Source organism: Cupriavidus sp. NPDC089707, from assembly GCF_044748965.1.
Classification (GTDB): Bacteria; Pseudomonadota; Gammaproteobacteria; order Burkholderiales; family Burkholderiaceae; genus Cupriavidus.
This window is the reverse complement of sequence record NZ_JBIVHB010000039.1, coordinates 19,841-41,039: the sequence shown is the minus strand read 5'-3', so window position 1 is coordinate 41,039 and position 21,199 is coordinate 19,841. Positions and strand designations below refer to the sequence as shown.

Genomic DNA, 21,199 nt, shown 5'->3' with positions numbered 1-21,199 from the left:
GTTGTTGTTTGGGGGGGGGGGGGGGCTTCCTCGGTGCCGGGGGGGGCGCCCCCCCCCCCCCCCCCCCCCGGCGCCCCCCCCCCCCCCCGGGGGGGGGGGGGGGGGGGGGGGGGCGCGCCCCGGAGCATCGACGAAGTGCCATGGCACAACGAGGCGCTGCCCTCTCCCCCGCCCCTCTCCCAAAGGGAGAGGGGAGACAACACTCGCAGTGTTGTGCCTGTCGGTACGCGAACAGGCTCAGGCCACGTTAACCGCGCGCGCACCCGCCTGGCTGGCTTCGCCCAGCCCCAGGCGGCGACGCGCCAGCGCATATTCCTCGGCAAAGCGCCGCACCAGCTCGCCCGCCGGCACCACGCGCTTGATCGCGCCCACGCCCTGGCCGGCGCCCCAGATATCCTTCCACGCTTTCACGCTGGTCGAACCGAAGTTCATCTTGGACGGGTCGGACTGCGGCAGCGCCTCCGGGTCCAGGCCCGCGCGCTCGATGCTGCCGCGCAGGTAGTTGCCGTGCACGCCGGTAAAGAGATTGGAGTAGACGATGTCGCCGGCGCTGCTGTCGACGATCATCTGCTTGTAGCCGTCCTGCGCATTGGCTTCCTGCGTGGCGATGAAGGCCGAGCCGATGTAGGCCAGGTCGGCGCCCGCGGCCTGCGCGGCCAGGATGGCGTCGCCGCTGGAGATCGCGCCCGACAGCAGCAGCGGGCCATCGAACCATTCGCGGATCTCGTGCAGCAGCGCGAACGGCGACAGCGTGCCGGCATGGCCGCCGGCGCCGGCAGCCACCGCCACCAGCCCGTCTGCGCCTTTCTCGATGGCCTTGCGCGCGAAGGCGTTGTTGATCACGTCGTGCAGCACGATGCCGCCGTACGAATGCACCGCGTCGTTGACTTCCTTGCGCGCGCCTAGCGAGGTGATGACGATCGGCACCTTGTAGCGCACGCACAGCTCCAGGTCATGCTCGAGCCGGTCGTTGGACTTGTGCACGATCTGGTTGACCGCGAACGGCGCTGCCGGACGATCCGGATGCCTGGCGTTGTGCTCGGCCAGTTCGGTGGTGATGCGGTCCAGCCATTCTTCGAGCTTGGGCGCCGGGCGTGCGTTCAGCGCCGGGAACGAGCCCACCACGCCGGCCTTGCATTGGGCAATCACCAGGTCGGGGTTGGAGATGATGAACAGCGGCGAGCAGACCACCGGCAGCGACAGCCGGTTCTGCAGCAGGGCGGGGAGGGCCATGGGTGAAGTCTCCTGGGTAGTACGGTGAGGCAAAAAGAATCCGGCGGGCGCGCGCGGCAGCCTGGCCGCTTACGCGGCGCCGGTCAGCACGTCCTTCTGGCTGGCGAGGCGCGCGCCCATGGCGGCGGCCAGCGCCTCCAGTCCCGAGCGCGGGCGCACCATCACTTCGAATTCGGCAATCTGGCCGGCGTCGTTGAAGCGGATCATGTCGATGCCCTTGAGCGCCTTGCCATCGACCGTGGCGCTGAATTCGAGCACCACGCTGTGGCCGTCCTCGCTGACAAAGCTGCGGTGGTAGCGGAAGTCGCGGAACACCTGGTTCACCGTGGTCAGCACCAGCGCGATCGCGGCCCGGCCGGGGTAGGCCGTATGCGCGACCGGCGAGCGGAACACGACCTCGTCGGCGACGATGGCGTCGAGCCCGGTCATCGAATTGGTGGCAATCAACTGGTGCCAGGTGTCGAGCGAGGCCTGCGCTGCGGGAATCAGCTGGGTGGTGGTCACTGCGGTCTCCTTGAGCGGTCGCGGCATGCGCCGGCTACGTTGTGTGCCCGGTTTGCGTTCTTGTTTTATGCAACCAGTTGCATAGTGAATTCGAAAGGTAGCACGCGCTACTGCCTTGCGCAAGCCGGTTTTGGCCCCGCGTTGCGCCGGGGGCGCCCGGCAGTGACGGGTTGACTACAATAGGCGGCATCGCCCGGCGGGAATTCCCGCGCCCGCAAGCCACCGGCAGGAGAGTCAGTGACCACTAAGTCGACCGCGCACCAACCCGGCCAGGCGGCGCTGTTCGATGCCGACCTCGCTGCCTGGCGCGCCCATCCCGAGCGCGCCTTCGACGGCTGGCTGGCGCGGCACGGTTTCCGCCACGGCACCAGCGTGGTGTACCGCGCCATGTGGGGCAAGCTGCTGCGCTGGTCGGCTGAGCGCGGGCTGCCGCCACTGAGTTGGTCGGCGGAGCAGATCGGCGAATTCCTCGACGCCCAGCAGCTGCACAAGTCGCACCGCTACCGCTATGCGCGGCTGATCGAACGGGTGTTCCACCATCTCTCCCGGTTGCGCGAGGGCATGCACAACCCGGGAAGCCAGGCGGTGCGGGCGCACCTCGCCGAGGGCGAGAACGACCCCACTGCCTTCCTGCTGCCGGGCGAGCGCGACCTGCTGGTAGCCCGCATCCTCGGCCCGGCCGGCGTGCCGCCGACGGTGGAGGAATGCCGTGCGGCATCGCCGACGCATTGGAAGCGGGCGCGCGATGCCGCCTTGCTGGCGGTGTTGCTGGGCGGCGGGCTGAAGGTGGGCGAAGCGCGCGCCCTGCGCCTGGAGGCCATCGACGATGGCGCCCCGGGCCGAATGGCGTTGCGCATGGTGCGTCCCGACAATGGCCGCGCCTATACCGTGCCGCTGTTCGCGCTGGCGCATGCCCCGTTGCGGGCGTGGCTGGCGCTGCGCGAGGCGTCGGGTACGCTCGGCAGCCTGCTGTTCCCGGCCATGCCGGCGGGCCGGCCGATGCACGCGGCTTCGGTCTACCGGCGCGTGGAAATCCTGCTCGACGAAGCCGGCGTGCTAGCAGGCCGCCACGAGCGGGCCTCGCCGCAGACCTTGCGCAATACCTGCGCGGCCATGCATTTCGAGGCCGGCACGACGCCGGCCGAGGTGGCGCAATGCCTGGGCATGCGCGACCTGGAATCGGGCTGGCGGCTGCGCGGCGCGTATGAGGCCTGGCAGGCACGGGCGGGGTTGGTGGTCCAGGCGAGCGACAGGGAGTCCTGAGTTCGGCGCCGCCTTCCTTGTAACTGTGTGTGCCAGCTTGCCGGGCGCGGCTGACGCATCGTGGATAATAGGCGACACTACCGCTAGCGCGGGCTCAATGTGCGGCATCAGGCATTGCACGATTGCGCTTGAGACCCCGCCGCCCTGAATCGAAATCCGACGCTTATTTCCCATGCCCGAAACCCTGCTCCTTACCGGCGCCACCGGCTATATCGCCTCGCATACCTGGGTCGCGCTGCTCAATGCCGGCTACCACGTGATCGGACTGGATAATCTGTGCAACAGCAGCCCGGTGGTGATCGAGCGGCTGGCCGCCATTACCGGCAAGACCCCGCATTTTGTCCAGGGCGACGTGCGCGACCGCGCCTTGCTGGACCGGCTTTTCGCCGAACATCGCATCAGCGGGGTGATTCATTTTGCCGCGCTCAAGGCCGTGGGCGAATCGGTGAGCCAGCCGCTGCAGTATTACAGCAACAACATTGACGGCCTGCTGACGGTCTGCGCCGCCATGGGGGCGGCCGGGGTGAAACAACTGGTGTTCAGCTCCTCGGCCACGGTTTATGGCAATCCTCAAACGGTGCCGATCCTGGAGGATTTCCCGCTGTCGGCGACCAATCCGTATGGCCAGACCAAGCTGATGGGAGAGCAAATCCTGCGCGATCTGGAAAAATCGGACCCGGCATGGCGAATTGCCTACCTGCGCTATTTCAATCCGGTCGGCGCGCATGAAAGCGGGCTGATCGGAGAGGATCCGCGCGGAATTCCGAATAACCTGATGCCATACGTGGCGCAGGTGGCCGGCGGGCGCCGCGAGAAACTGATGGTATTCGGCGGCGACTACCGCACGCCTGACGGTACCGGCGTGCGCGACTATATCCACGTGTGCGACCTTGCCGACGGCCACCTGGCGGCACTGGTCTACCTGCGCGACCAGGGGCGCGGCATGACCGTGAACCTGGGCACCGGCCGCGGCTACAGCGTGCTGGAAGTGGTCGAGGCCTACCAGCGAGCCAGTGGCCGGCCGGTGCCGTATGAGATCGTGGCGCGGCGCCCGGGCGATATCGCCTCTTGCTATGCCGATCCCGCGCTGGCCAGCCAACTGCTGGGATGGCGCGCGCAGCACGGCATCGAGCGCATGTGCCAGGACTCGTGGCGCTGGCAGTCGATGAACCCGCGCGGGTTCGACGCCTGAGCGGCAACTCCGGCAAAACACACCAAACAAAAACGCCACGGCTGCAAGCCGTGGCGTTTTGCCATGCGCCGGCGTCGCGCTTCAACGGATCAGGAAGTCCTCGACAGCCTTGCCCTGGGCCAGGGCCTGGGTCAGCCAGCCCGGGCGCTTGCCGCGGCCGGTCCAGGTATTGCCGGCACTGTCGCGATAGCGCACCGGCACCTTGCGGTTGGCCGCCTTCTTGCCGGCCGGCGCTTTCACGCCAAAACCCAGGTCTTCAGCGGTCAGGCCATATTGCTCGATTTTCTCGCGAATATCCGAGATCACCGACGCCTGTTCGCGCGCCTTGATTTCCTCGGCTTGCTTCTGCAGTTCATTGATTTTCTGAACGATTTCCTGATAAGTCGACATTGCGTCCTCGGTTTCCGGTGGGGTGATATGCGTGGGTGTCGGTGCAGCGGGGTGTCACGCAATGCTGTGCAGTGTTGCGCTGCCGGTGTGCTGAAATGCTGAAAACAATTATAACGGGGTAGCGGGCCGCTGCAAATGCCGGCGCGCTATTCCGGCATGGTTTTTACGAAAAGTCTTGCTGCCGATATTGCAGTGAACCTTCGTGAACCATTCGGGTCTCTCGCCGGATTTGAACCGGACCGCGACGGCGCACAATGTCCGCTGTCCGTCGGCCCGGCACATAAATTGTCCAGACTGGCCCGATCTGATCAAACCAGCGCCTGCCCGGCCGCGCCGGTACAGGTGGAAATCAAATTGCCATAATCGGCGCCGCCCCGGTGAATAAAGCGTCTGCTTACATGCCGCGACACGCGGCGTGCCGTATATCCGACATCCGGGTTAATTGCCGCCCATTTGACCGCTTGATCGGGCGCGGCTGCTCAAGTACCCGATGGGCCGCGCCGTTATCCGGGCAGGGCGGATCAAGCGGGTGTCTGGTCTTGCCGTAACGAGGCCAGGGGTGTGCCTCGCGGATTGCTTACGTTTTCCTTTCAACAATGTCTTTCCATAACAATATCCAGATCAAGACCCTGTTGCGGGGCGCCATGGGAATGCTGTCCGTGCTGCTGTTGCTGGTCGGCGGCGCCGGGCTGCACGGTATTTCCTCCAGCAACGACTCGCTCAAGGACACGTATTCCAATCAGCTGGCATCGGCCATCGCGCTGAGCGACGCCATGCTGGCCACCACCCGCATGCGCCTGGCACTGGACCGCAACGTGATGCAGGGCGAGCCCGACGATCCCAAGGTCAACGTGGACCGGTCCAAGGTGTTCGTGGAGGCTTCCGAGGCAGCCTGGCAGCGCTACACCAGCCTGCCGCAGAACGACCAGGAAAAGGCGCTCGCCGCTGAACTTGGCCGCCAGCGCCAGGCCTTTTTCGAGCAGGGCGTGCTGCCGCTGCAGCAGGCGACGCTGGCCGGCAACCAGGACGAGGCGGTGCGCCTGGCCCGGAAGGTACTGCCCGATCTCCAACGCAGCATGTCCACCGCGCATGAAGCGCTGCAGAAATTCCAGCTGGGCGCCGGCAAGTCCAACTTCGACGCCGCGCAGGCCAGCTTTGCCAGCATCCGCATGCTGTCGATCGCGCTGATCGTGCTGGGCCTGGTGGTCGCGGTCCTGTGCACGGTGACGCTGAACCGCGCCATCGTCGCGCCGGTGCAGGAAGCGCTGGCCGTGTTCGAGCGCATCGCGCGCGGCGACCTGACCTCGCGCATCACCAGCATCTCCAGGAACGAGATCGGCCGCATGATGCAGGCGCTGGCCGCGATGCAGGCCAGCCTGTCGGGCATCGTGGCCGAAGTGCGTACGGGCGCCGACTCGATGGCGTCGGCCACGCAGCAGATTTCCACCGGCAACCAGGACCTGTCGCAGCGCACCGAGGAACAGGCCTCGTCGCTGGAGCAGACCGCCGCCAGCATGGAAGAGCTGACCACGGTGGTGCGCCAGAACGCGGACAATGCCCGCCAGGCCGGCGTGCTGGCCAACGAAGCCTCGCAGATCGCGCTCAAGGGCGGGGACGTGGTCGGCCGCGTGGTCGACACCATGAACGAGATCAACGGCGCCTCGCGCAAGGTGGTCGAGATCATCAGCGTGATCGAGGGCATTGCCTTCCAGACCAACATCCTGGCGCTGAACGCCGCGGTGGAAGCCGCGCGTGCCGGCGAGCAGGGCCGCGGCTTTGCCGTGGTCGCGGGCGAGGTGCGCAGCCTGGCGCAGCGCTCGGCCTCGGCGGCCAAGGAGATCGAGGCGCTGATCGGCGAGTCCGGCGAGCGCGTGGAGAGCGGCACCCGGCTGGTGGCGGAGGCCGGCCAGACCATGGGCGAGATCGTGCAGGCGGTGCGCCGCGTGACGGACATCATGAATGAGATCGGCGCGGCCTCGCTGGAGCAGACCACCGGCATCGAGCAGGTCAACCAGGCCGTGACGCAGATGGATGAGGTCACGCAGCAGAACGCCGCGCTGGTGGAAGAGGCCGCCGCCGCGGCCGGTGCGCTGGAAGAGCAGGCGCAGAAGCTGAAGAACGTGGTGTCGGTCTTTACCCTCGCGGGTGGTGCCGTGGCCCCGGCCCCGGCCCCGCGCACCGCGCCGGCGCATGCTGGCGTTGCGGTGGCGCGCTCCGCGCCTGTCCCCGCAGCGGCCGCTGCACCGGCCGCGCCGCGCGCGGCCGTGTTGCGTGCCGCAGCCGGCGCGAGCCCTGCAGCGCGCCCCGCGCTGCGCCCTGCGGCGGTTGCTGCCGGCAGCGACGATGACTGGAGTGCGTTCTAAACAGGTGTCCCCGGAAGGGGGACACCGTTGCCTGCTGACAAAGTCAATGGCTGCGAATGTTGTCTCCCCTCTCCCATTTATGGGAGAGGGGCGGGGGAGAGGGCAGGAGTTGCCACGAAGTGAGACGCCACGGTGCTTGCCATGCGCCGGCCCTCTCCCCCAGCCCCTCTCCCGCAAGCGGGAGAGGGGAGCAAACAGCCTGTTATTTTCCCTTTTTCAGCAATCCGACGTGTCCCCGGCAGGGGACCCCCGTATTGTGTTGTTCACACGGCGACCGCAAGATGCCATGATGCGAGGTTTGCCCCGCGTCGGGTTTGTCTTCGCGCATTTTCTTTATCACCGCGCAGCCCAATGATTGCCCTGAGTACCGTCCTGTTGCTGCTTGCCGCCCTGCTGGGCGTGGCCGCCGTCCTCGGCGCCCGCGCCGGGCGTGCGGACCAGGGCGCCGGAAGCCGGTCGCTGCGCACGCTGACCTGGACGGCGGCGCTGGTGTCGCAGCTGACCGTCAGCCTGCCCGTGGTGGTGGTGCTGCTGTCGGGCAGCGTGCCGGCGGCCAACGACACCGCCCAGATGGCCGCCAGCTTCGCTGCCGCCGCTGCCGCCACCACCGCCGCCAAGCTGCTGCTGCAGTGGCTGCGCCAGGGCGCGCGCCTGTGGCGTGGCGCGGCGGTGCTGGCGGTGGTCGCCGGCGCCGGCATGGTGGCCGCGGCCGGCACCCACCTCGGCAGGGCCTGCGGCGCCGACGCGCCCTCGGCGCGCGCCTGCATCGACGCGGCCGGCCTGCCGCATCCTGCCTGGCTGGCGGGCGGGCTGACCGCGCTGTGCGCGCTGATGTTCGCGCTGCACCGGGCGCAGTCGAGCGGCTGGCTGCCGGTATCGCGCACCGAGACCAGCCCCGCCGAAGACCTTGCCGACGATACTGCCACCGCCCCGGTGCGCGGCGCCGAGCCGCGGCTGGTGCGGCGCGGCTCCCGCATCCCGGGCCGGCTTACGGTGCGCGCCACCGCGCGCGGGCAGGGCACGGTGGGCGAGTACAGCGTCGCCACCGTGATGCCCGACCGCGTGGCATTCGCCCGCTGGGTGGACCAGGCCATGGCCCAGGCGCGGCTGGCCGATACCGGCTGCGCCGTGCTGCTGATCCATATTGCCGACTACCGCGAGGTCGATGAAGTCTTCGAGATCCGCGCCGACGATATCCTGGCGCAGGACGCCGGCGCGCTCGCGCAGGCCGTGCTGGAGCCGCACGACTTCCTCGCCCGGCTGGCGCGCGACGAGTTCGCCGTGGGCGTGCCCGAGCTGGTGCACCACGGCCGCGCGCAGGAACTGGGCTCGCGCGTGCTGGGCTCGCTGGCCGAGTTCATCGCCGCGCGCGGTCTGCAGATGCAGATCGGCGTCAACATCGGCATCGCCATCTACCCGCGCGACGCCCAGACGTCCGAGGCGCTGATGCAGGCCGCGCGCGTGAGCCTGGCCGAGGCCCGCGAAAGCGGCTCGAACCAGGTGCGCCTGTTCAACAGCGCCGCCGGCGAGCGTGCCCGCCGCACCCGCGTGATCCGCCGCGACCTGTGGCTGGCGATCCAGGACGATGCGCTGTCGCTGCAGTTCCAGCCCAAGTACGACGCCCGCCGCGGCACGCTGGTGGGCGCCGAGGCGCTGTGCCGCTGGCGCCATCCCGCGCTGGGCCAGGTCAGCCCGGCCGAGTTCATCGCCGTGGCCGAGCAGTCCGGCCAGATCGACAAGCTCGACGACTGGGTGCTGACCAGCGTCTGCCGCCAGGTGCGCCAGTGGCAGGACACCGGCCTGCCGACCGTGCCGGTGGCGATCAACGTGTCGGGGCTGCGCTTTGCCAGCCGCAATTTCCCGCAGTACCTGCTCGAACAGATCCACCAGCACGACATCCCGCCGTCGGCGATCACGCTGGAGATCACCGAGACCGCCGCCATGAAGGACATCGGCAAGTCGCTGGAAACCCTGGCCGAGCTGCAGTCGCTCGGTATCCAGGTGGCGCTGGACGACTTTGGCAGCGGCTATTCAAGCCTGGGCTACCTCAAGCGCCTGCGGGTGGGCACGCTCAAGATCGATCGCACGCTGATCGGCGGGCTCGACACCGATGCGCAGGGCCGCGCCATCGTCGGCTCGATGGTGGCACTGGCGCACGAGCTGCGCATGAAGGTGGTGGCCGAAGGCGTCGAGTCGGCCTCGCAGCTGGAAATCCTCAACGAGATGGGTTGCGACGAGGTGCAGGGCTACCTGCTGTCGCTGCCGCTCGATGCGGCAGGGTTTGCCGAAGCGTTGCGTGGCCATCGGCCAGCCTGAGCGCCGCACGCAGAAACACCAAGGCGAAAAAACGCCAAAAACGCTAAAGCGTTGCGCATGGCATGCCGATATCCACGCTGGCAGGGCCCCGCGCGATTGCAGCGCGACCCTGCGCCGGCCTGTCCGTCGCCGGCCGCGCCACCGGCGCCAAGCCCTGCTTCAGCATTCGGCGGATCAACCGAGCCCTGCCAACGGAGGCGCCAATGTCATTGCCCAGCATCCTCGTCGTCGACGATTCCCCCTCGCTACGCCGCATGATCGGCGCATGCCTGCGTGCCGGCGGGTTCGACGTTACCGAGGCCGCCGACGGCCAACAGGCACAGGCGCTGGCCGAGGCCGCTGCTGCGGATGATGCCGCGGATCTTGTCGCATTCGGCATGCTGGTCACCGACCAGGTCATGCCCGGCATGGACGGCCTGACCCTGATCCGCCGCCTGCGCGCCAGCGCGCGCTACGCCGCCGTCCCCATCCTGATGCTGACCACCGAGCATGACGGCAGCATCCGCGAGCAGGCCCGCGCCGCGGGCGCCTCGGGCTTCCTGCCCAAGCCCTTCGATCCCGATGCGCTGATGCAGGCCGTGGCGGCGCTGCTGGCGCCCCCGCACCCCTCGTCGGAAGGGTAAGGAAGGCGCCGCGTCGGCCTTCAGTCACCCCGATTGCTGCCGTAAACACTGGTGGGCGAAATCACGCCCCGGCGCACTCGCACTGCGCCAGGAAACCGGCATGACCAGACATGGGGGCTGACGATGCAGCATATCGACAAGGCAAACGGCGCCGCGGGCGCGAATGAAGGCGCGGGCGAGGAATTCCTGGCCTTCACGCTGGGCCGCGAAGAGTACGGCATCGATATCCTGAAGGTCCAGGAAATCCGCGGCTACGAGTCGGTCACCCAGCTTGCCAATGCGCCCGACTACATCAAGGGCGTGATCAACCTGCGCGGCATCATCGTGCCGATCATCGACCTGCGCATCAAGTTTCGCCAGGCCAACGTCAGCTATGACCAGTACACCGTGGTCATCATCGTCGATCTCAACGAGCGCACCACCGGCATTGTCGTCGACGGCGTCTCCGACGTGCTGACGCTGACGCCCGCGCAGATCAAGCCCACGCCGCATTTTTCCGGCGAACTGGCTACCGACTACATCCGCGGCCTCGGCTCGGTCGAACAGCGCATGCTGATCCTGGTCGATATCGAGAAGCTGCTCAATACCGAAGAACTGGCCGCGCTCGACGCCGTGGCCTGACCCCTGACTTTTCCGCCCCCGCCGTCCGGCCGGCGTACTGCGCCTGCCGGATCGTATCCGCCCGAATTCATGCCATGCCATGGCAGCCATGGTTTCCCGGGCAAGCAGTATCGATGTCATTCATGCGAAACAACCAACCCGTTACGCAGCGCGAATATCAGCTCTCACCATCGGACTACCTGATCTCGCGCACGGATCTCAAAGGCCGTATTACCTTCGCCAACCGCACCTTTATCGAGGCCAGTGGCTATGCGGCGGATGAACTGCTGGGCGCGCCGCACAACCTGGTGCGCCACCCCGACATGCCGACCGAGGCGTTTGCCGACCTGTGGCAAAACCTGGAAGCGGGCCGCACCTGGATGGGCCTGGTCAAGAACCGCCGCAAGAACGGCGACTTCTACTGGGTCAATGCCACGGTGACGCCCACGCGCGTCGACGGGCGCGTGGTCGGCTATACCTCGGTGCGTTCGATGCCCTCGCGCGAGCAGGTCGAAGCCGCCGGCGCGCTGTATGCGCGCTTCCGCGCGGGACGCGCCGCGGGGCTGGCGATCCGCGATGGCGCCGTGGTGCGCACCGGCATCGCTGGTTTCGCCCGACGTGCGCTGCGCATGAACCTGAAGCGCCGCATCCTGTGGGCGCAGGCGGGCGGGCTGGTGTGGTTCCTGGCGGCGCTGGGGGCGGTCGAGATCCTGGACCCGGCGGGCGCCGCGAAGCTGCGCCCGTGGCTGTGGGGCGGCTTCGCGCTGGCGCTGGCGACCTCGTTCGCCGCCGGCACCATGCTGCTGGCGCGCGTGCACCGGCCGGTGCGGGACATGCTCGACTTTGCGCTGCGCATGGGCGCCGGCGACCTGACCACGCGCTTCGAGCATCGCAGCAGCGACGAGATCGGCGCGCTGGCGCAGGCGATGCAGACCATGCAGCGCAGCCTGCTGTCGGTGGTGCATGAAATCCAGGAAGGCATGGCCAGCATTTCCACCGCGACGCACCAGGTCGCGGCCGGCAACAACGACCTCTCGCAACGCACCGAGCAGCAGGCCGCGTCGCTGGAGCAGACCGCTTCCAGCATGGAAGAGCTGACCAGCACCGTGCGCCAGAACGCCGACAACGCGCGCCAGGCCAGCGGGCTGGCGGCCAATGCGTCGGAGACCGCGCTGCGTGGCGGTGAAGTGGTGGGCCGCGTGGTGCAGACCATGGACGAGATCAACGATGCGTCCAAGAAGATCGTCGACATCATCGGCGTGATCGAGGGCATTGCCTTCCAGACCAACATCCTGGCGCTGAACGCCGCGGTGGAAGCCGCGCGCGCCGGCGAGCAGGGCCGCGGCTTTGCTGTGGTCGCGGGCGAAGTGCGCAGCCTGGCGCAGCGCAGCGCCAATGCGGCCAAGGAGATCAAGGGCCTGATCGGCGATACCGTCGAGCGTGTCGACAACGGCTCGGCGCTGGTGGGCCAGGCCGGCAAGACCATGGACGAGATCGTGCGGGCGGTGAAGTCCGTGACCGACATCATGGGCGAGATCACCGCGGCATCGGCCGAGCAGAGTGCCGGCATCGAGCAAGTCAACCAGGCCGTGGCGCAGATGGACGAAGGTACGCAGCAGAACGCCGCGCTGGTGGAACAGGCGGCAGCGGCGGCAGGTTCGCTCGAAGAGCAGGCACTGCGGCTGCGCGATGCCATCGCTACCTTCCGCGTCAGCATGCAGGCCGAGATTCGTCCACAGCGGCGTCCGCAACGCCTGCCGGCCGCGCAGCGCGAAGCGGCGGTCCGGTCCATGGCACAGGCTTAGTGCGAAGTTCAGTAACAAGGGTCACAAGGGGGAGTTGCTATGCAGTGGTTCAATCAATTGCGCGTCACGACCAGGCTGGTTGCCGGATTCCTGGTCGTCGCGGTGATCGGTGCCGTCATGGGCCTGTTGGGCGTCGTCAACATGGGACGCATGGCCGACTGGACCGACAAGATCTATCACGGCGACCTGCAGGCGCTCAAGGCCGTGCAGGATGCCAACATCAACCTGGTCTACGCCAGCCGCTCGCAGATCGGCCTGCTGTCGGCGTCGACCATGGGCGAGCGCGCTACCGAGAAGGAGCAGATCGCCAAGTCGCTGGGCGTGATGGACGAGCGCATCCGCCAGGTATCCAAGGCCTTCGAGCAGGCGGAAGGCAAGGCGCTGGTCAAGCAGTACCACGAACTGTCGCCCGCATTCCGCGCGCGCATGGAAAAGTATGTCGAGCTGGTCAGCAAGCAGCCGCTCGATACCTCGCAGTTCGAGAGCCAGGTGTTCACCGAGAGCGCCGACCTGCTCAAGGACAGCCATGCGCTGGAAGACGTGATGGCGAAGATGGTCAAGCGCCGCGACGACCGTGCCCGCAGCAACAACGAAGAGGCGCGCAGCGTCTATGACGCTACGCGGGTGTGGATGCTGGCGCTGGTGCTGGGCGGGGTCGCGTTGTCGGTGCTGCTGGGTGTGTTCCTGGCGCGCGGGCTGTCGCGCCAGCTGGGCGGCGAGCCGGGCTATGCGGCCGAGATCGCAAAGCGCATCGCCGATGGCGACTTCTCCGTGCCGGTGGTCACGCGCGCCGGCGACAAGAGCAGCCTGGTGCATGCCATGCAGCAGATGCAGCAGCAGCTGTCGCACATGGTCCGCGATTTCAAGGAGTCGGCCGAATCGATCGGCACCGCCTCGCGCGAAATTGCAGCCGGCAACAACGACCTGTCGCAACGCACCGAGCAGCAGGCCGCGTCGCTGGAGCAGACCGCTTCCAGCATGGAAGAACTGACCAGCACCGTGCGCCAGAACGCCGACAACGCGCGCCAGGCCAGCGGGCTGGCGGCCAATGCGTCCGAGACCGCGCTGCGCGGCGGCGAGGTCGTTGGCCGCGTGGTGCAGACCATGGACGAGATCAACGATGCGTCCAAGAAGATCGTCGACATCATCGGCGTGATCGAGGGCATTGCTTTCCAGACCAACATCCTGGCGCTGAACGCGGCGGTGGAAGCCGCGCGCGCCGGCGAGCAGGGCCGCGGCTTTGCCGTGGTCGCGGGCGAGGTGCGCAGCCTGGCGCAGCGCAGCGCCAATGCGGCCAAGGAGATCAAGGGCCTGATCGGCGATACCGTCGAGCGTGTCGACAACGGCTCGGCGCTGGTTGGCCAGGCCGGCAAGACCATGGACGAGATCGTGCAGGCGGTGAAGCGCGTGACCGACATCATGGGCGAGATCAGCGCGGCCTCGGCCGAGCAAAGCTCGGGTATCGAGCAGGTCAACCAGGCCGTGGCGCAGATGGACGAGGTGACACAGCAGAACGCGGCACTGGTCGAGCAGGCCGCGGCCGCTGCCGGCGCGCTGGAAGAGCAGGCCGGCCGCCTGCAGGGCGCGGTGTCGATGTTCCGCCTGGCGGCGGAGGATGCGCGGGCATCGTTCTCGCTGCCCGCCGCGAAGCCAGTTTCCGCTGCGGTGCCCGGCAAGGCGGCAGGGAAGGCGCGCACGCTGGCCTCACACAAGCGCGCGGGCGCAGCCGTTCCGGCTGCTGCAAGCGCAGCGGCATCGGCCGAAGCCGACGCGCCGCACGCCGCCGAGCCTGCGCAGCCGGCGCCGGCGGTCGCCACCGCACGCACGGCGCGCCCTGCGCTGGCTGGTGCCGACAATGGCGACTGGAGCGCATTCTGACCCCGCCATTTGCCCCCATCGCGGAAACGCGCCGGGCGGCGGCCCCGGAGGCTGCTGACAAATTGATGGTGCGACTGTTTTCTCCCCTCTCCCTCTGGGAGAGGGGCGGGGGAGAGGGCAGGCGCTGCCACGAAGTGAGGCGGCATCGTACTTGCCAAGAGCCGGCCCTCTCCCCCGGCCCCTCTCCCGCAAGCGGGAGAGGGGAGCAAACCGGCAGCATAGCCTCTTTGTCAGCAATCTGGCGGGCCGCGGCGCGGCCCGGGATGGCAATGCTATGACGAGCGAGATCACCCTGGCCCTGCCGCCTGATGACGCGGCCAGGCTGCGCAAGGAATTCGACCAGTTCATCGGTGTCTCGACCGGCCTCGACCGCGAATTCCTGCCGCCCGAGTTCAACGACTTCCTGCGCGCCAGGCTGCTGCAGCACGATGGCCCGCTGACCGAGCGCGCCGTGAACCGGCTGTTGTCCGGCGGCGAGTACGGCTGGGCCCGGCGCGTGTTCGACAAGCAACTGCCCAACGCGCTGGCGGCACTGATGCGCGACGCGCAGCGCTTCGGCTTTGGCCTCGCGGTGCAGCCGGACTGGACGGCGGCGCAGCGCCTTGCGCATGCGCGCGAATGGGCCGCGAAGGTGCTGACCGAATGCGGGGCCGATGCCGCCTTCACCGAAGCGCTTGCGACCCAGGTCGCGGCCTCGGCCGAAGACGTGCGCGCGCTCGAGGAGCGCATGCGCACCCCGGCATGGCGGCTGGCCGAAAGCCTGCGCCAGCGCGCCTATGACCTGATGTACGCGCTGCAGACCGAAGACAACGAAGCCACAGGCCGTGCCCGCGTCGGCGAGTTGCGCGGCATGCTGGGACTGGCGCTCGAGTATGGCTCGGTGCGGCCGGAGGAAGCCGCGCGCGTGCTCGAGCAGGTGGAACGCTCGCGTCCCGCGTTGTTCCGCGATGCCCCCGACGATGCCTTTGCGCGCCTGGCGGCGTGGCTGCGGCGCATGTTTGGCGGTTGAGCGCGCGCGTGCCAGGGGCGCGGATTCTGGACATGCCGTTTTCGGACAGGGCAGGGTAAGCCACGTGCGCGCAGAACACCCCGAACGCACTTCGTCAATAGAGGAATCCAGCAGGCATCCGGACAGCGGTTTCGCGCGTTTGGCTGCTATGACGATTGCGTTACAGCATTGATCAAAATCAAGCTACCGGACTGTGAAATGTTACAAACTCCGCAGATCCATGTATGTTTCGTACGACATTTGCAACCCCCCGCGTAAGTAGGGATTGGCATTGCGGGCGGATTGCCGATATAAACGTACCAGTCTCACTTACACTCTGTAACACTTGTAACGGGGCTGATAACAGTGTGACACGGGCGCAGTTCCTTCAAGTTGTACGTTGTACCCGCCCAGCCGCAAACCAACGATCTGGTCGCCGGAGCCCTCGGGCCCGGTAAGCGCCGGACAAGCGGCAACGGTGGGTTTTTGGTAGCGGGGAAAAATTGGAAAGCAGTGACGTTCTCCAGGAGATCAGGGAGGTTAACCTCGCCTATCTGCTGCTCGCGCAACGACTGGTGCGCGAAAACCAGGTCGAAGCCATGTTTCGGCTCGGGGTCAGCAAGGAAATCGCGGACATCCTTGGCAAGCTGACTTCGGCGCAACTCGTCAAGCTCGCGGCATCCAACATGGTGCTGTGCAGGTTCCGCTTTGACGACCATGCGCTTCTGTCCACGCTCACCCACACGGCCAAGAGCCATGACATGCAGCAGATCCACGCCGCGATCCTGCTTGCCCGTCAGCCGGTGGAGTCCCTCAATTGACCGCGCTGCTGAAGGCCGAGCCGAACCGGAGTTTCACGGCCACCTCCACAGCCGCCCGCAAGAGCGTTCTCCAGGATGCCAACCAGACCCAGCTCGCCATCGAGCTGATCGGCCTGGGTGCGCGCCTGCAGGTGCTTGAAGCCGAGACCACGCTGTCGCGCGACCGGCTCATCCGCCTGTACAAGGAACTGCGCGGCGTCTCGCCTCCCAAGGGCATGCTGCCCTTCTCGACGGACTGGTTCACCACCTGGCTGCCGAATATCCACTCGTCGCTGTTCTTCTCTGCCTACCAGTTCATGGTGCAGGAAGGCGAGACCGTGGGCATCCGCGCCGTGGTGGCGGCCTATCGCCTGTACCTTGAGCACGTTTCGCTGCTCGGCGGTGAAATTGTCTTAAGTTTCACGCGTGCCTGGACGTTAGTACGGTTCTTCGAGAGCAAGATGCTGCAGCTGTCCAGCTGCACGTGTTGCGGCGGACAGTTCGTCACGCATGCCTATGAGCCGCACGCGAACTTCGTGTGCAGCCTGTGCCGTCCGCCCTCGCGCGCAGGGAAAGTGAAAAAGCTCTCGAAAGACGCCGCCGCCGTGCAGACCAACGCCTGATCCTGGTTGAGGTCCGTCGGCTGGCAAGCTTGCAGCGCTGGCGGACGGACCACTCCCCGTTCGCCCGTGCGCGGGCCATTGTGCGTGATTGACGCGCGTTTTTTGACGGGGATCCCATCGTGCTAGTAGTTCTTGGCTATGTCGTCGTGGTTGTTGCGGTGCTTGGCGGTTATGCCATGACCGGCGGCCATATGGGCGCGCTATATCAACCGGCGGAATTCGTGATCATCGGGGGCGCCGCCTTCGGTGCCTTCATCGCCACCAACACCACCAAGGCCATCAAGGCCACCGCCCGTGCCCTGCCGGGCCTGTTCAAGAGCTCCAAGTACAAGAAGGAGCTTTACCTGGACGTCATGTCGCTGCTGTACGTGCTGCTGTCCAAGGCACGCCGCGAGGGCATCCTGTTCCTGGAAAAGGAAATCGCGGATCCCGCCGCCAGCAGCGTCTTCAGCCAGTACCCGCGCATCCTGTCGGATCCGGTGGTGATGGAATTCCTCACCGACTACCTGCGCATGATGGTCAACGGCAACATGAACGCCTTCGAGATCGAGGCCCTGATGGACCACGAGATCGAGACCTTCCGCCACGAGGCCGAGATCCCTGCCCATGCACTGTCGCGCGTCGGCGATGCGCTGCCCGCCTTCGGCATCGTCGCCGCGGTGATGGGCGTGGTGCATGCGCTGGCTTCGGCCGACCTGCCGCCGGCGGAACTCGGCGCGCTGATCGCGCACGCCATGGTCGGCACCTTCCTGGGCATTCTGCTGGCCTACGGTTTCATTTCGCCGCTGGCCGCGCGCATCGAGCTGCAGGTGTCCGAGAACGTCAAGGTCTACGAGTGCATCAAGGTGGTGCTGCTCGCCTCCCTGAACGGCTACGCCCCGCTGGTCGCGGTGGAATTCGGCCGCAAGGTGCTGTACTCCACGGTGCGGCCGTCGTTCCTCGAGCTCGACGACCACGTGCGCGAAGTCAAGAGCCTGAACTGAGCACGGCAAGGCAGGAGGCACCCCCATGAGCAGCGCACATGACATGCGTCCGATCATCGTCCGCCGGGCGAAATCGCACGCCAGGCCGCACGGCAACCACAGCTGGAAGATCGCCTACGCCGACTTCATGACGGCGATGATGGCGTTGTTCCTGGTGCTGTGGCTGCTGTCCAGCGCCAACAAGAAGACGCTGGAAGGCATCGCGGAATATTTCCGCATGCCGCTCAAGGTGGCCATCGTCGGCGGCGAGAAAAGCAGCCAGTCGCCCAGCGTGATCCCGGGCGGCGGCATGGACGTCATGCGCAAGGACGGCGAGATCATGCGCGCGCGCGACAACGACCCGAGCGAGGAACAGCGCCGCAACGAACTGCAGGAAGGGCAGCGCCTGCGCGCGCTCAAGCAGCGGCTGGAGCAGATCATCGAGAACAACCCGATGCTGCGCCAGTTCCGCCCGCAGCTGCTGCTCGACATCACCAGCGAAGGCCTGCGCATCCAGATCCTCGATACGCAGAACCGGCCGATGTTCCGCACCGGCAGCGCCGCCGTCGAAAGTTATATGCGCACCATCCTGCGCGAGATCGGCCCGGTGCTGAACGAGCTGCCGAACAAGGTCAGCCTGTCCGGCCATACCGACGCGGCCAACTATTCCAACGGCGAGCGCACCTACAGCAACTGGGAGCTGTCCAGCGACCGCGCCAATGCCTCGCGCCGCGAACTGATCGCGGGCGGCATGCAGGAGGGCAAGGTGCTGCGCGTGCTGGGCCTGGCCGCGACCATGCCGCTGGACAAGGGCGACCTGCTGGCGCCGGTGAACCGCCGCATCAGCATCGTGGTGCTCAACCAGAAGGCGCAGGCGCGCTTCGAGGCCGAGAACGCCAGCGCCGCCGAGGTCTCGGTGGCGGCGCAGGCCGGCAAGGTGGCGCAGGAAATGCAGGCCGGTCTGGCGGCAGCCTCCGCGGCGCCGGCGGCGCCTGCAGCGGCACCGCAGGGCAACAAGCCATGACACAGCAAACCACCAAGCGCGGCCGCACCGGCGGCGCCCGCGCCTAGCGCAGTAACTTAGTGAGTCAGGACGCCATGTCTGTCGATATCGATATCACACAGTTTTACCAGACCTTCTTCGAAGAAGCGGAAGAACTGCTCGTGGAAATGGAGCAACTGCTGCTCGGCCTGGACATCGAGTCTCCCGATCCCGAACATCTCAACGCGATCTTCCGGGCGGCGCATTCGATCAAGGGCGGAGCCGCCACCTTCGGGTTCGCGGCGCTGACCGAGACCACCCACATCTTCGAGAACCTGCTCGACCGCACGCGCCGGCAGGAACTGGCGTTGACCAGGACCATCATCGACACCTTTCTGGAAACCAAGGACGTGTTGCAAGACCAGCTCAACGCCTACCGCAACGGCACCGAACCCGATCCGGAAACGCTGGCGCGCATCTGCGCCGTGCTGCAGCAGCTCGCGCAGGAAGCCGCCGGCCAGACGGGCACACCCGCCCCCGTGCCCACGGCGGCACCGGTTGCGGCTCCCGTCGCGGCACCGGCTGCGGTGGCAGGCGGCGCGCTGAAGATCCGGCTGATCAAGGTCTCCGCCAACGACCAGGCGCTGCTGCGCGAGGAACTCGCCAACCTCGGCGAGATCACCGGGCAGCAGGAGGTCAACGGCGAACTGGTGGTGTGGCTCAACACCCAGTGCAGCGCCGACGACATCATCGCGGTGTGCTGCTTCGTGATCGACATGGACCAGATCGCGATCGAAGCCGCAAGCGAAGCGCCGGCCGCGGCACCGGCACCGGCCGCAGTGCCGGCACCGGTCGCGGCCGCCCCCGCGCCTGCCGCACGCGAGAAAGAGAAGGAAAAAGAAAAGGCCAAGCCGGCCCCGGCCCCGGCCGCCGCGCATGGCGAAGGCTCGATCCGCGTCCCGACCGAAAAGGTCGACCAGATCATCAACCTGGTTGGCGAACTGGTGATCACCCAGTCGATGCTGGCGCAGACCGCGTCGTCGCTCGACCCGGTGCTGTTCGACCGCCTGTTCTCCGGCATGGGCCAGCTCGAGCGCAATGCGCGCGACCTGCAGGAAGCGGTGATGTCGATCCGCATGATGCCGATGGACTACGTGTTCTCGCGCTTCCCGCGCCTGGTGCGCGACCTGGCCAGCAAGCTCGGCAAGCAGATCGACCTGGTCACCTTCGGCAAGGCCACCGAGCTCGACAAGAGCCTGATCGAACGCATCATCGACCCGCTCACGCACCTGGTGCGCAACAGCCTGGACCATGGCATCGAGACGCCCGAGAAGCGCGTCGCCGCCGGCAAGGAGCCGACCGGCCAGCTGATCCTGTCCGCGCAGCACCACGGCGGCAATATCGTGATCGAGGTCAGTGACGATGGCGGCGGCCTGAACCGCGAGCGCATCCTGGCCAAGGCGATCCAGAACGGCCTGCCGGTGTCCGAGAACATCAGCGACGAGGAAGTCTGGCAGCTGATCTTCGCGCCGGGCTTCTCCACGGCCGAAGTCGTCACCGACGTCTCCGGCCGCGGCGTAGGCATGGACGTGGTCAAGCGCAACATCCAGGAGATGGGCGGCCATGTGCAGATCAGCTCGCGCCCGGGCCTGGGCACCACCATCCGCATCGTGCTGCCGCTGACGCTGGCGATCCTGGATGGCATGTCGGTCAAGGTCGGCGAAGAGACGTTCATCCTGCCGCTGAACTGCGTGATGGAATCGCTGCAGCCCAAGGCCGAGGACGTGCACACGGCAGCCAACTCCGACCGCGTCATGCACGTGCGTGGCGAATACCTGCCGCTGCTGGAAATGCACCGTGTCTTCAACGTCGCCGATGCGCTGCAGGAACCCACGCAGGGCATCGCCGTGATCCTGCAGGCCGAAGGCAAGCGCTTCGCGCTGCTGGTGGACCAGCTGATCGGCCAGCACCAGGTGGTGCTGAAGAACCTGGAAACCAACTACCGCAAGGTGCCGTGCATCTCGGCGGCGACCATCCTCGGCGACGGCAGCGTGGCGCTGATCGTCGATGTCGGTGCGCTGCAGCGCACCGGCGTGCGCCGGCAGGAGCCGTCGCTGGCGCCGTCGCTGGCCTCGTCGTTGGCTTGATCAACCGACCCACTACAGGAAGAGAGAAAACATCATGGCCGGCATCGGACACATCGATACCCCCGGAAGCGACGCTTCGGGCCAGGAGTTCCTGGTCTTCACGCTGGGGTCGGAGGAATACGGCATCGACATCCTCAAGGTGCAGGAGATCCGCAGCTACGAGACCGTCACGCGCATCTCCAGCGCGCCCGATTTCATCAAGGGCGTCACCAACCTGCGCGGCGTGATCGTGCCGATCGTCGACCTGCGCCTGAAGTTCCGTCTGGGCAACGTGCGCTATGACCACCAGACGGTGGTCATCATCCTCAACGTGGCCGGCCGCGTGGTCGGCATCGTGGTCGATGGCGTGTCGGACGTGCTGACGCTGACCGGCGAGGCAATCAAGCCGGCGCCGGAGTTCGGCGTGTCGATCTCGACCGAGCACCTGACCGGCCTGGGTACCGTTGACGGGCGCATGCTGGTGCTGATCGATATCGAGAAGCTGATGAAAAGCCCCGAGATGGCGCTGGTCGAGGCCGAGCTGGCCTGAC

19 protein-coding genes are annotated in these 21,199 nt (G+C 67.1%); 16 read left to right on the top strand and 3 right to left on the bottom strand.

Features of this window, described 5'->3' with window-relative positions; translation table 11 throughout:
• Positions 1-237 precede the first annotated feature (237 nt).
• A complete protein-coding gene (locus ACIP1U_RS31655) occupies positions 238-1,233 on the bottom strand; it encodes an NAD(P)H-dependent flavin oxidoreductase (RefSeq protein ID WP_400323589.1) in 996 nt (331 codons plus the stop codon).
• Between the two features lie 69 nt (positions 1,234-1,302).
• Positions 1,303-1,764 (bottom strand): nuclear transport factor 2 family protein, encoded by a 462-nt coding sequence (locus ACIP1U_RS31650; protein ID WP_400323586.1) that lies wholly within the window; start codon positions 1,762-1,764, stop codon positions 1,303-1,305.
• Between the two features lie 210 nt (positions 1,765-1,974).
• Between ACIP1U_RS31650 and ACIP1U_RS31645 the strand changes: the two genes are divergently transcribed.
• Both ACIP1U_RS31645 and galE read left to right on the top strand, forming a co-directional pair.
• Positions 1,975-3,000: a tyrosine-type recombinase/integrase gene (locus ACIP1U_RS31645; RefSeq protein ID WP_400323583.1), complete on the top strand. Its 1,026-nt coding sequence runs from the start codon at positions 1,975-1,977 to the stop codon at positions 2,998-3,000.
• 172 nt (positions 3,001-3,172) lie between these two features.
• Entirely contained in the window at positions 3,173-4,192 is a 1,020-nt protein-coding gene (gene galE / locus ACIP1U_RS31640; RefSeq protein WP_400323580.1) for a UDP-glucose 4-epimerase GalE, read from the top strand.
• A gap of 81 nt (positions 4,193-4,273) precedes the next feature.
• Here the strand turns inward: galE and ACIP1U_RS31635 are convergent, their stop codons facing one another.
• Positions 4,274-4,582 carry an H-NS family nucleoid-associated regulatory protein gene (locus ACIP1U_RS31635; RefSeq protein WP_400323577.1) on the bottom strand — a complete coding sequence of 103 codons (309 nt, stop codon included), beginning with the start codon at positions 4,580-4,582 and terminating at the stop codon, positions 4,274-4,276.
• 135 nt (positions 4,583-4,717) lie between these two features.
• On the opposite strand from ACIP1U_RS31635, the gene ACIP1U_RS31630 reads away from it, so the two are divergent.
• From ACIP1U_RS31630 to ACIP1U_RS31565, 14 genes are all read left to right on the top strand, one after another.
• A complete protein-coding gene (locus ACIP1U_RS31630) occupies positions 4,718-4,945 on the top strand; it encodes a hypothetical protein (protein WP_400323574.1) in 228 nt (75 codons plus the stop codon).
• Positions 4,946-5,178: 233 nt separating this feature from the next.
• The gene (locus tag ACIP1U_RS31625; protein WP_400323571.1) at positions 5,179-6,945 is read left to right on the top strand and encodes a methyl-accepting chemotaxis protein; all 1,767 of its coding nucleotides are present in this window, start codon (positions 5,179-5,181) and stop codon (positions 6,943-6,945) included.
• A 351-nt stretch (positions 6,946-7,296) separates the two neighbouring features.
• On the top strand, positions 7,297-9,261 hold the full coding sequence (locus tag ACIP1U_RS31620) for a putative bifunctional diguanylate cyclase/phosphodiesterase (RefSeq protein ID WP_400323569.1): 1,965 nt from the start codon (positions 7,297-7,299) through the stop codon (positions 9,259-9,261).
• 203 nt (positions 9,262-9,464) lie between these two features.
• A complete protein-coding gene (locus tag ACIP1U_RS31615; protein WP_400323566.1) occupies positions 9,465-9,884 on the top strand; it encodes a response regulator in 420 nt (139 codons plus the stop codon).
• A gap of 123 nt (positions 9,885-10,007) precedes the next feature.
• Entirely contained in the window at positions 10,008-10,505 is a 498-nt protein-coding gene (locus ACIP1U_RS31610) for a chemotaxis protein CheW (RefSeq protein WP_400323563.1), read from the top strand.
• A 122-nt stretch (positions 10,506-10,627) separates the two neighbouring features.
• A complete protein-coding gene (locus ACIP1U_RS31605; RefSeq protein WP_400323560.1) occupies positions 10,628-12,289 on the top strand; it encodes a methyl-accepting chemotaxis protein in 1,662 nt (553 codons plus the stop codon).
• Positions 12,290-12,328: 39 nt separating this feature from the next.
• Complete coding sequence (locus ACIP1U_RS31600; protein ID WP_400323557.1) at positions 12,329-14,167, top strand: methyl-accepting chemotaxis protein; 1,839 nt, start codon at positions 12,329-12,331, stop codon at positions 14,165-14,167.
• A gap of 274 nt (positions 14,168-14,441) precedes the next feature.
• Positions 14,442-15,176 carry a DUF4088 family protein gene (locus tag ACIP1U_RS31595; protein WP_400323554.1) on the top strand — a complete coding sequence of 245 codons (735 nt, stop codon included), beginning with the start codon at positions 14,442-14,444 and terminating at the stop codon, positions 15,174-15,176.
• Positions 15,177-15,658: 482 nt separating this feature from the next.
• Complete coding sequence (gene flhD / locus ACIP1U_RS31590) at positions 15,659-15,976, top strand: flagellar transcriptional regulator FlhD (RefSeq protein ID WP_400323551.1); 318 nt, start codon at positions 15,659-15,661, stop codon at positions 15,974-15,976.
• Complete coding sequence (flhC, locus tag ACIP1U_RS31585; RefSeq protein WP_400323549.1) at positions 15,973-16,578, top strand: flagellar transcriptional regulator FlhC; 606 nt, start codon at positions 15,973-15,975, stop codon at positions 16,576-16,578. Before flhD ends, flhC begins: the two co-directional genes overlap by 4 nt.
• Positions 16,579-16,697: 119 nt before the next feature.
• On the top strand, positions 16,698-17,561 hold the full coding sequence (motA, locus tag ACIP1U_RS31580) for a flagellar motor stator protein MotA (RefSeq protein ID WP_400323547.1): 864 nt from the start codon (positions 16,698-16,700) through the stop codon (positions 17,559-17,561).
• Positions 17,562-17,586: 25 nt separating this feature from the next.
• Positions 17,587-18,564, top strand: a complete 978-nt coding sequence (motB, locus tag ACIP1U_RS31575) for a flagellar motor protein MotB (protein ID WP_400323545.1) — start codon at positions 17,587-17,589, stop codon at positions 18,562-18,564.
• A gap of 74 nt (positions 18,565-18,638) precedes the next feature.
• Positions 18,639-20,669, top strand: a complete 2,031-nt coding sequence (cheA, locus tag ACIP1U_RS31570) for a chemotaxis protein CheA (protein WP_400323543.1) — start codon at positions 18,639-18,641, stop codon at positions 20,667-20,669.
• A gap of 34 nt (positions 20,670-20,703) precedes the next feature.
• Positions 20,704-21,198, top strand: coding sequence for a chemotaxis protein CheW (locus ACIP1U_RS31565; protein WP_400323541.1), 495 nt, complete (start codon positions 20,704-20,706; stop codon positions 21,196-21,198).
• The last annotated feature ends 1 nt before the right edge of the window (position 21,199 follow it).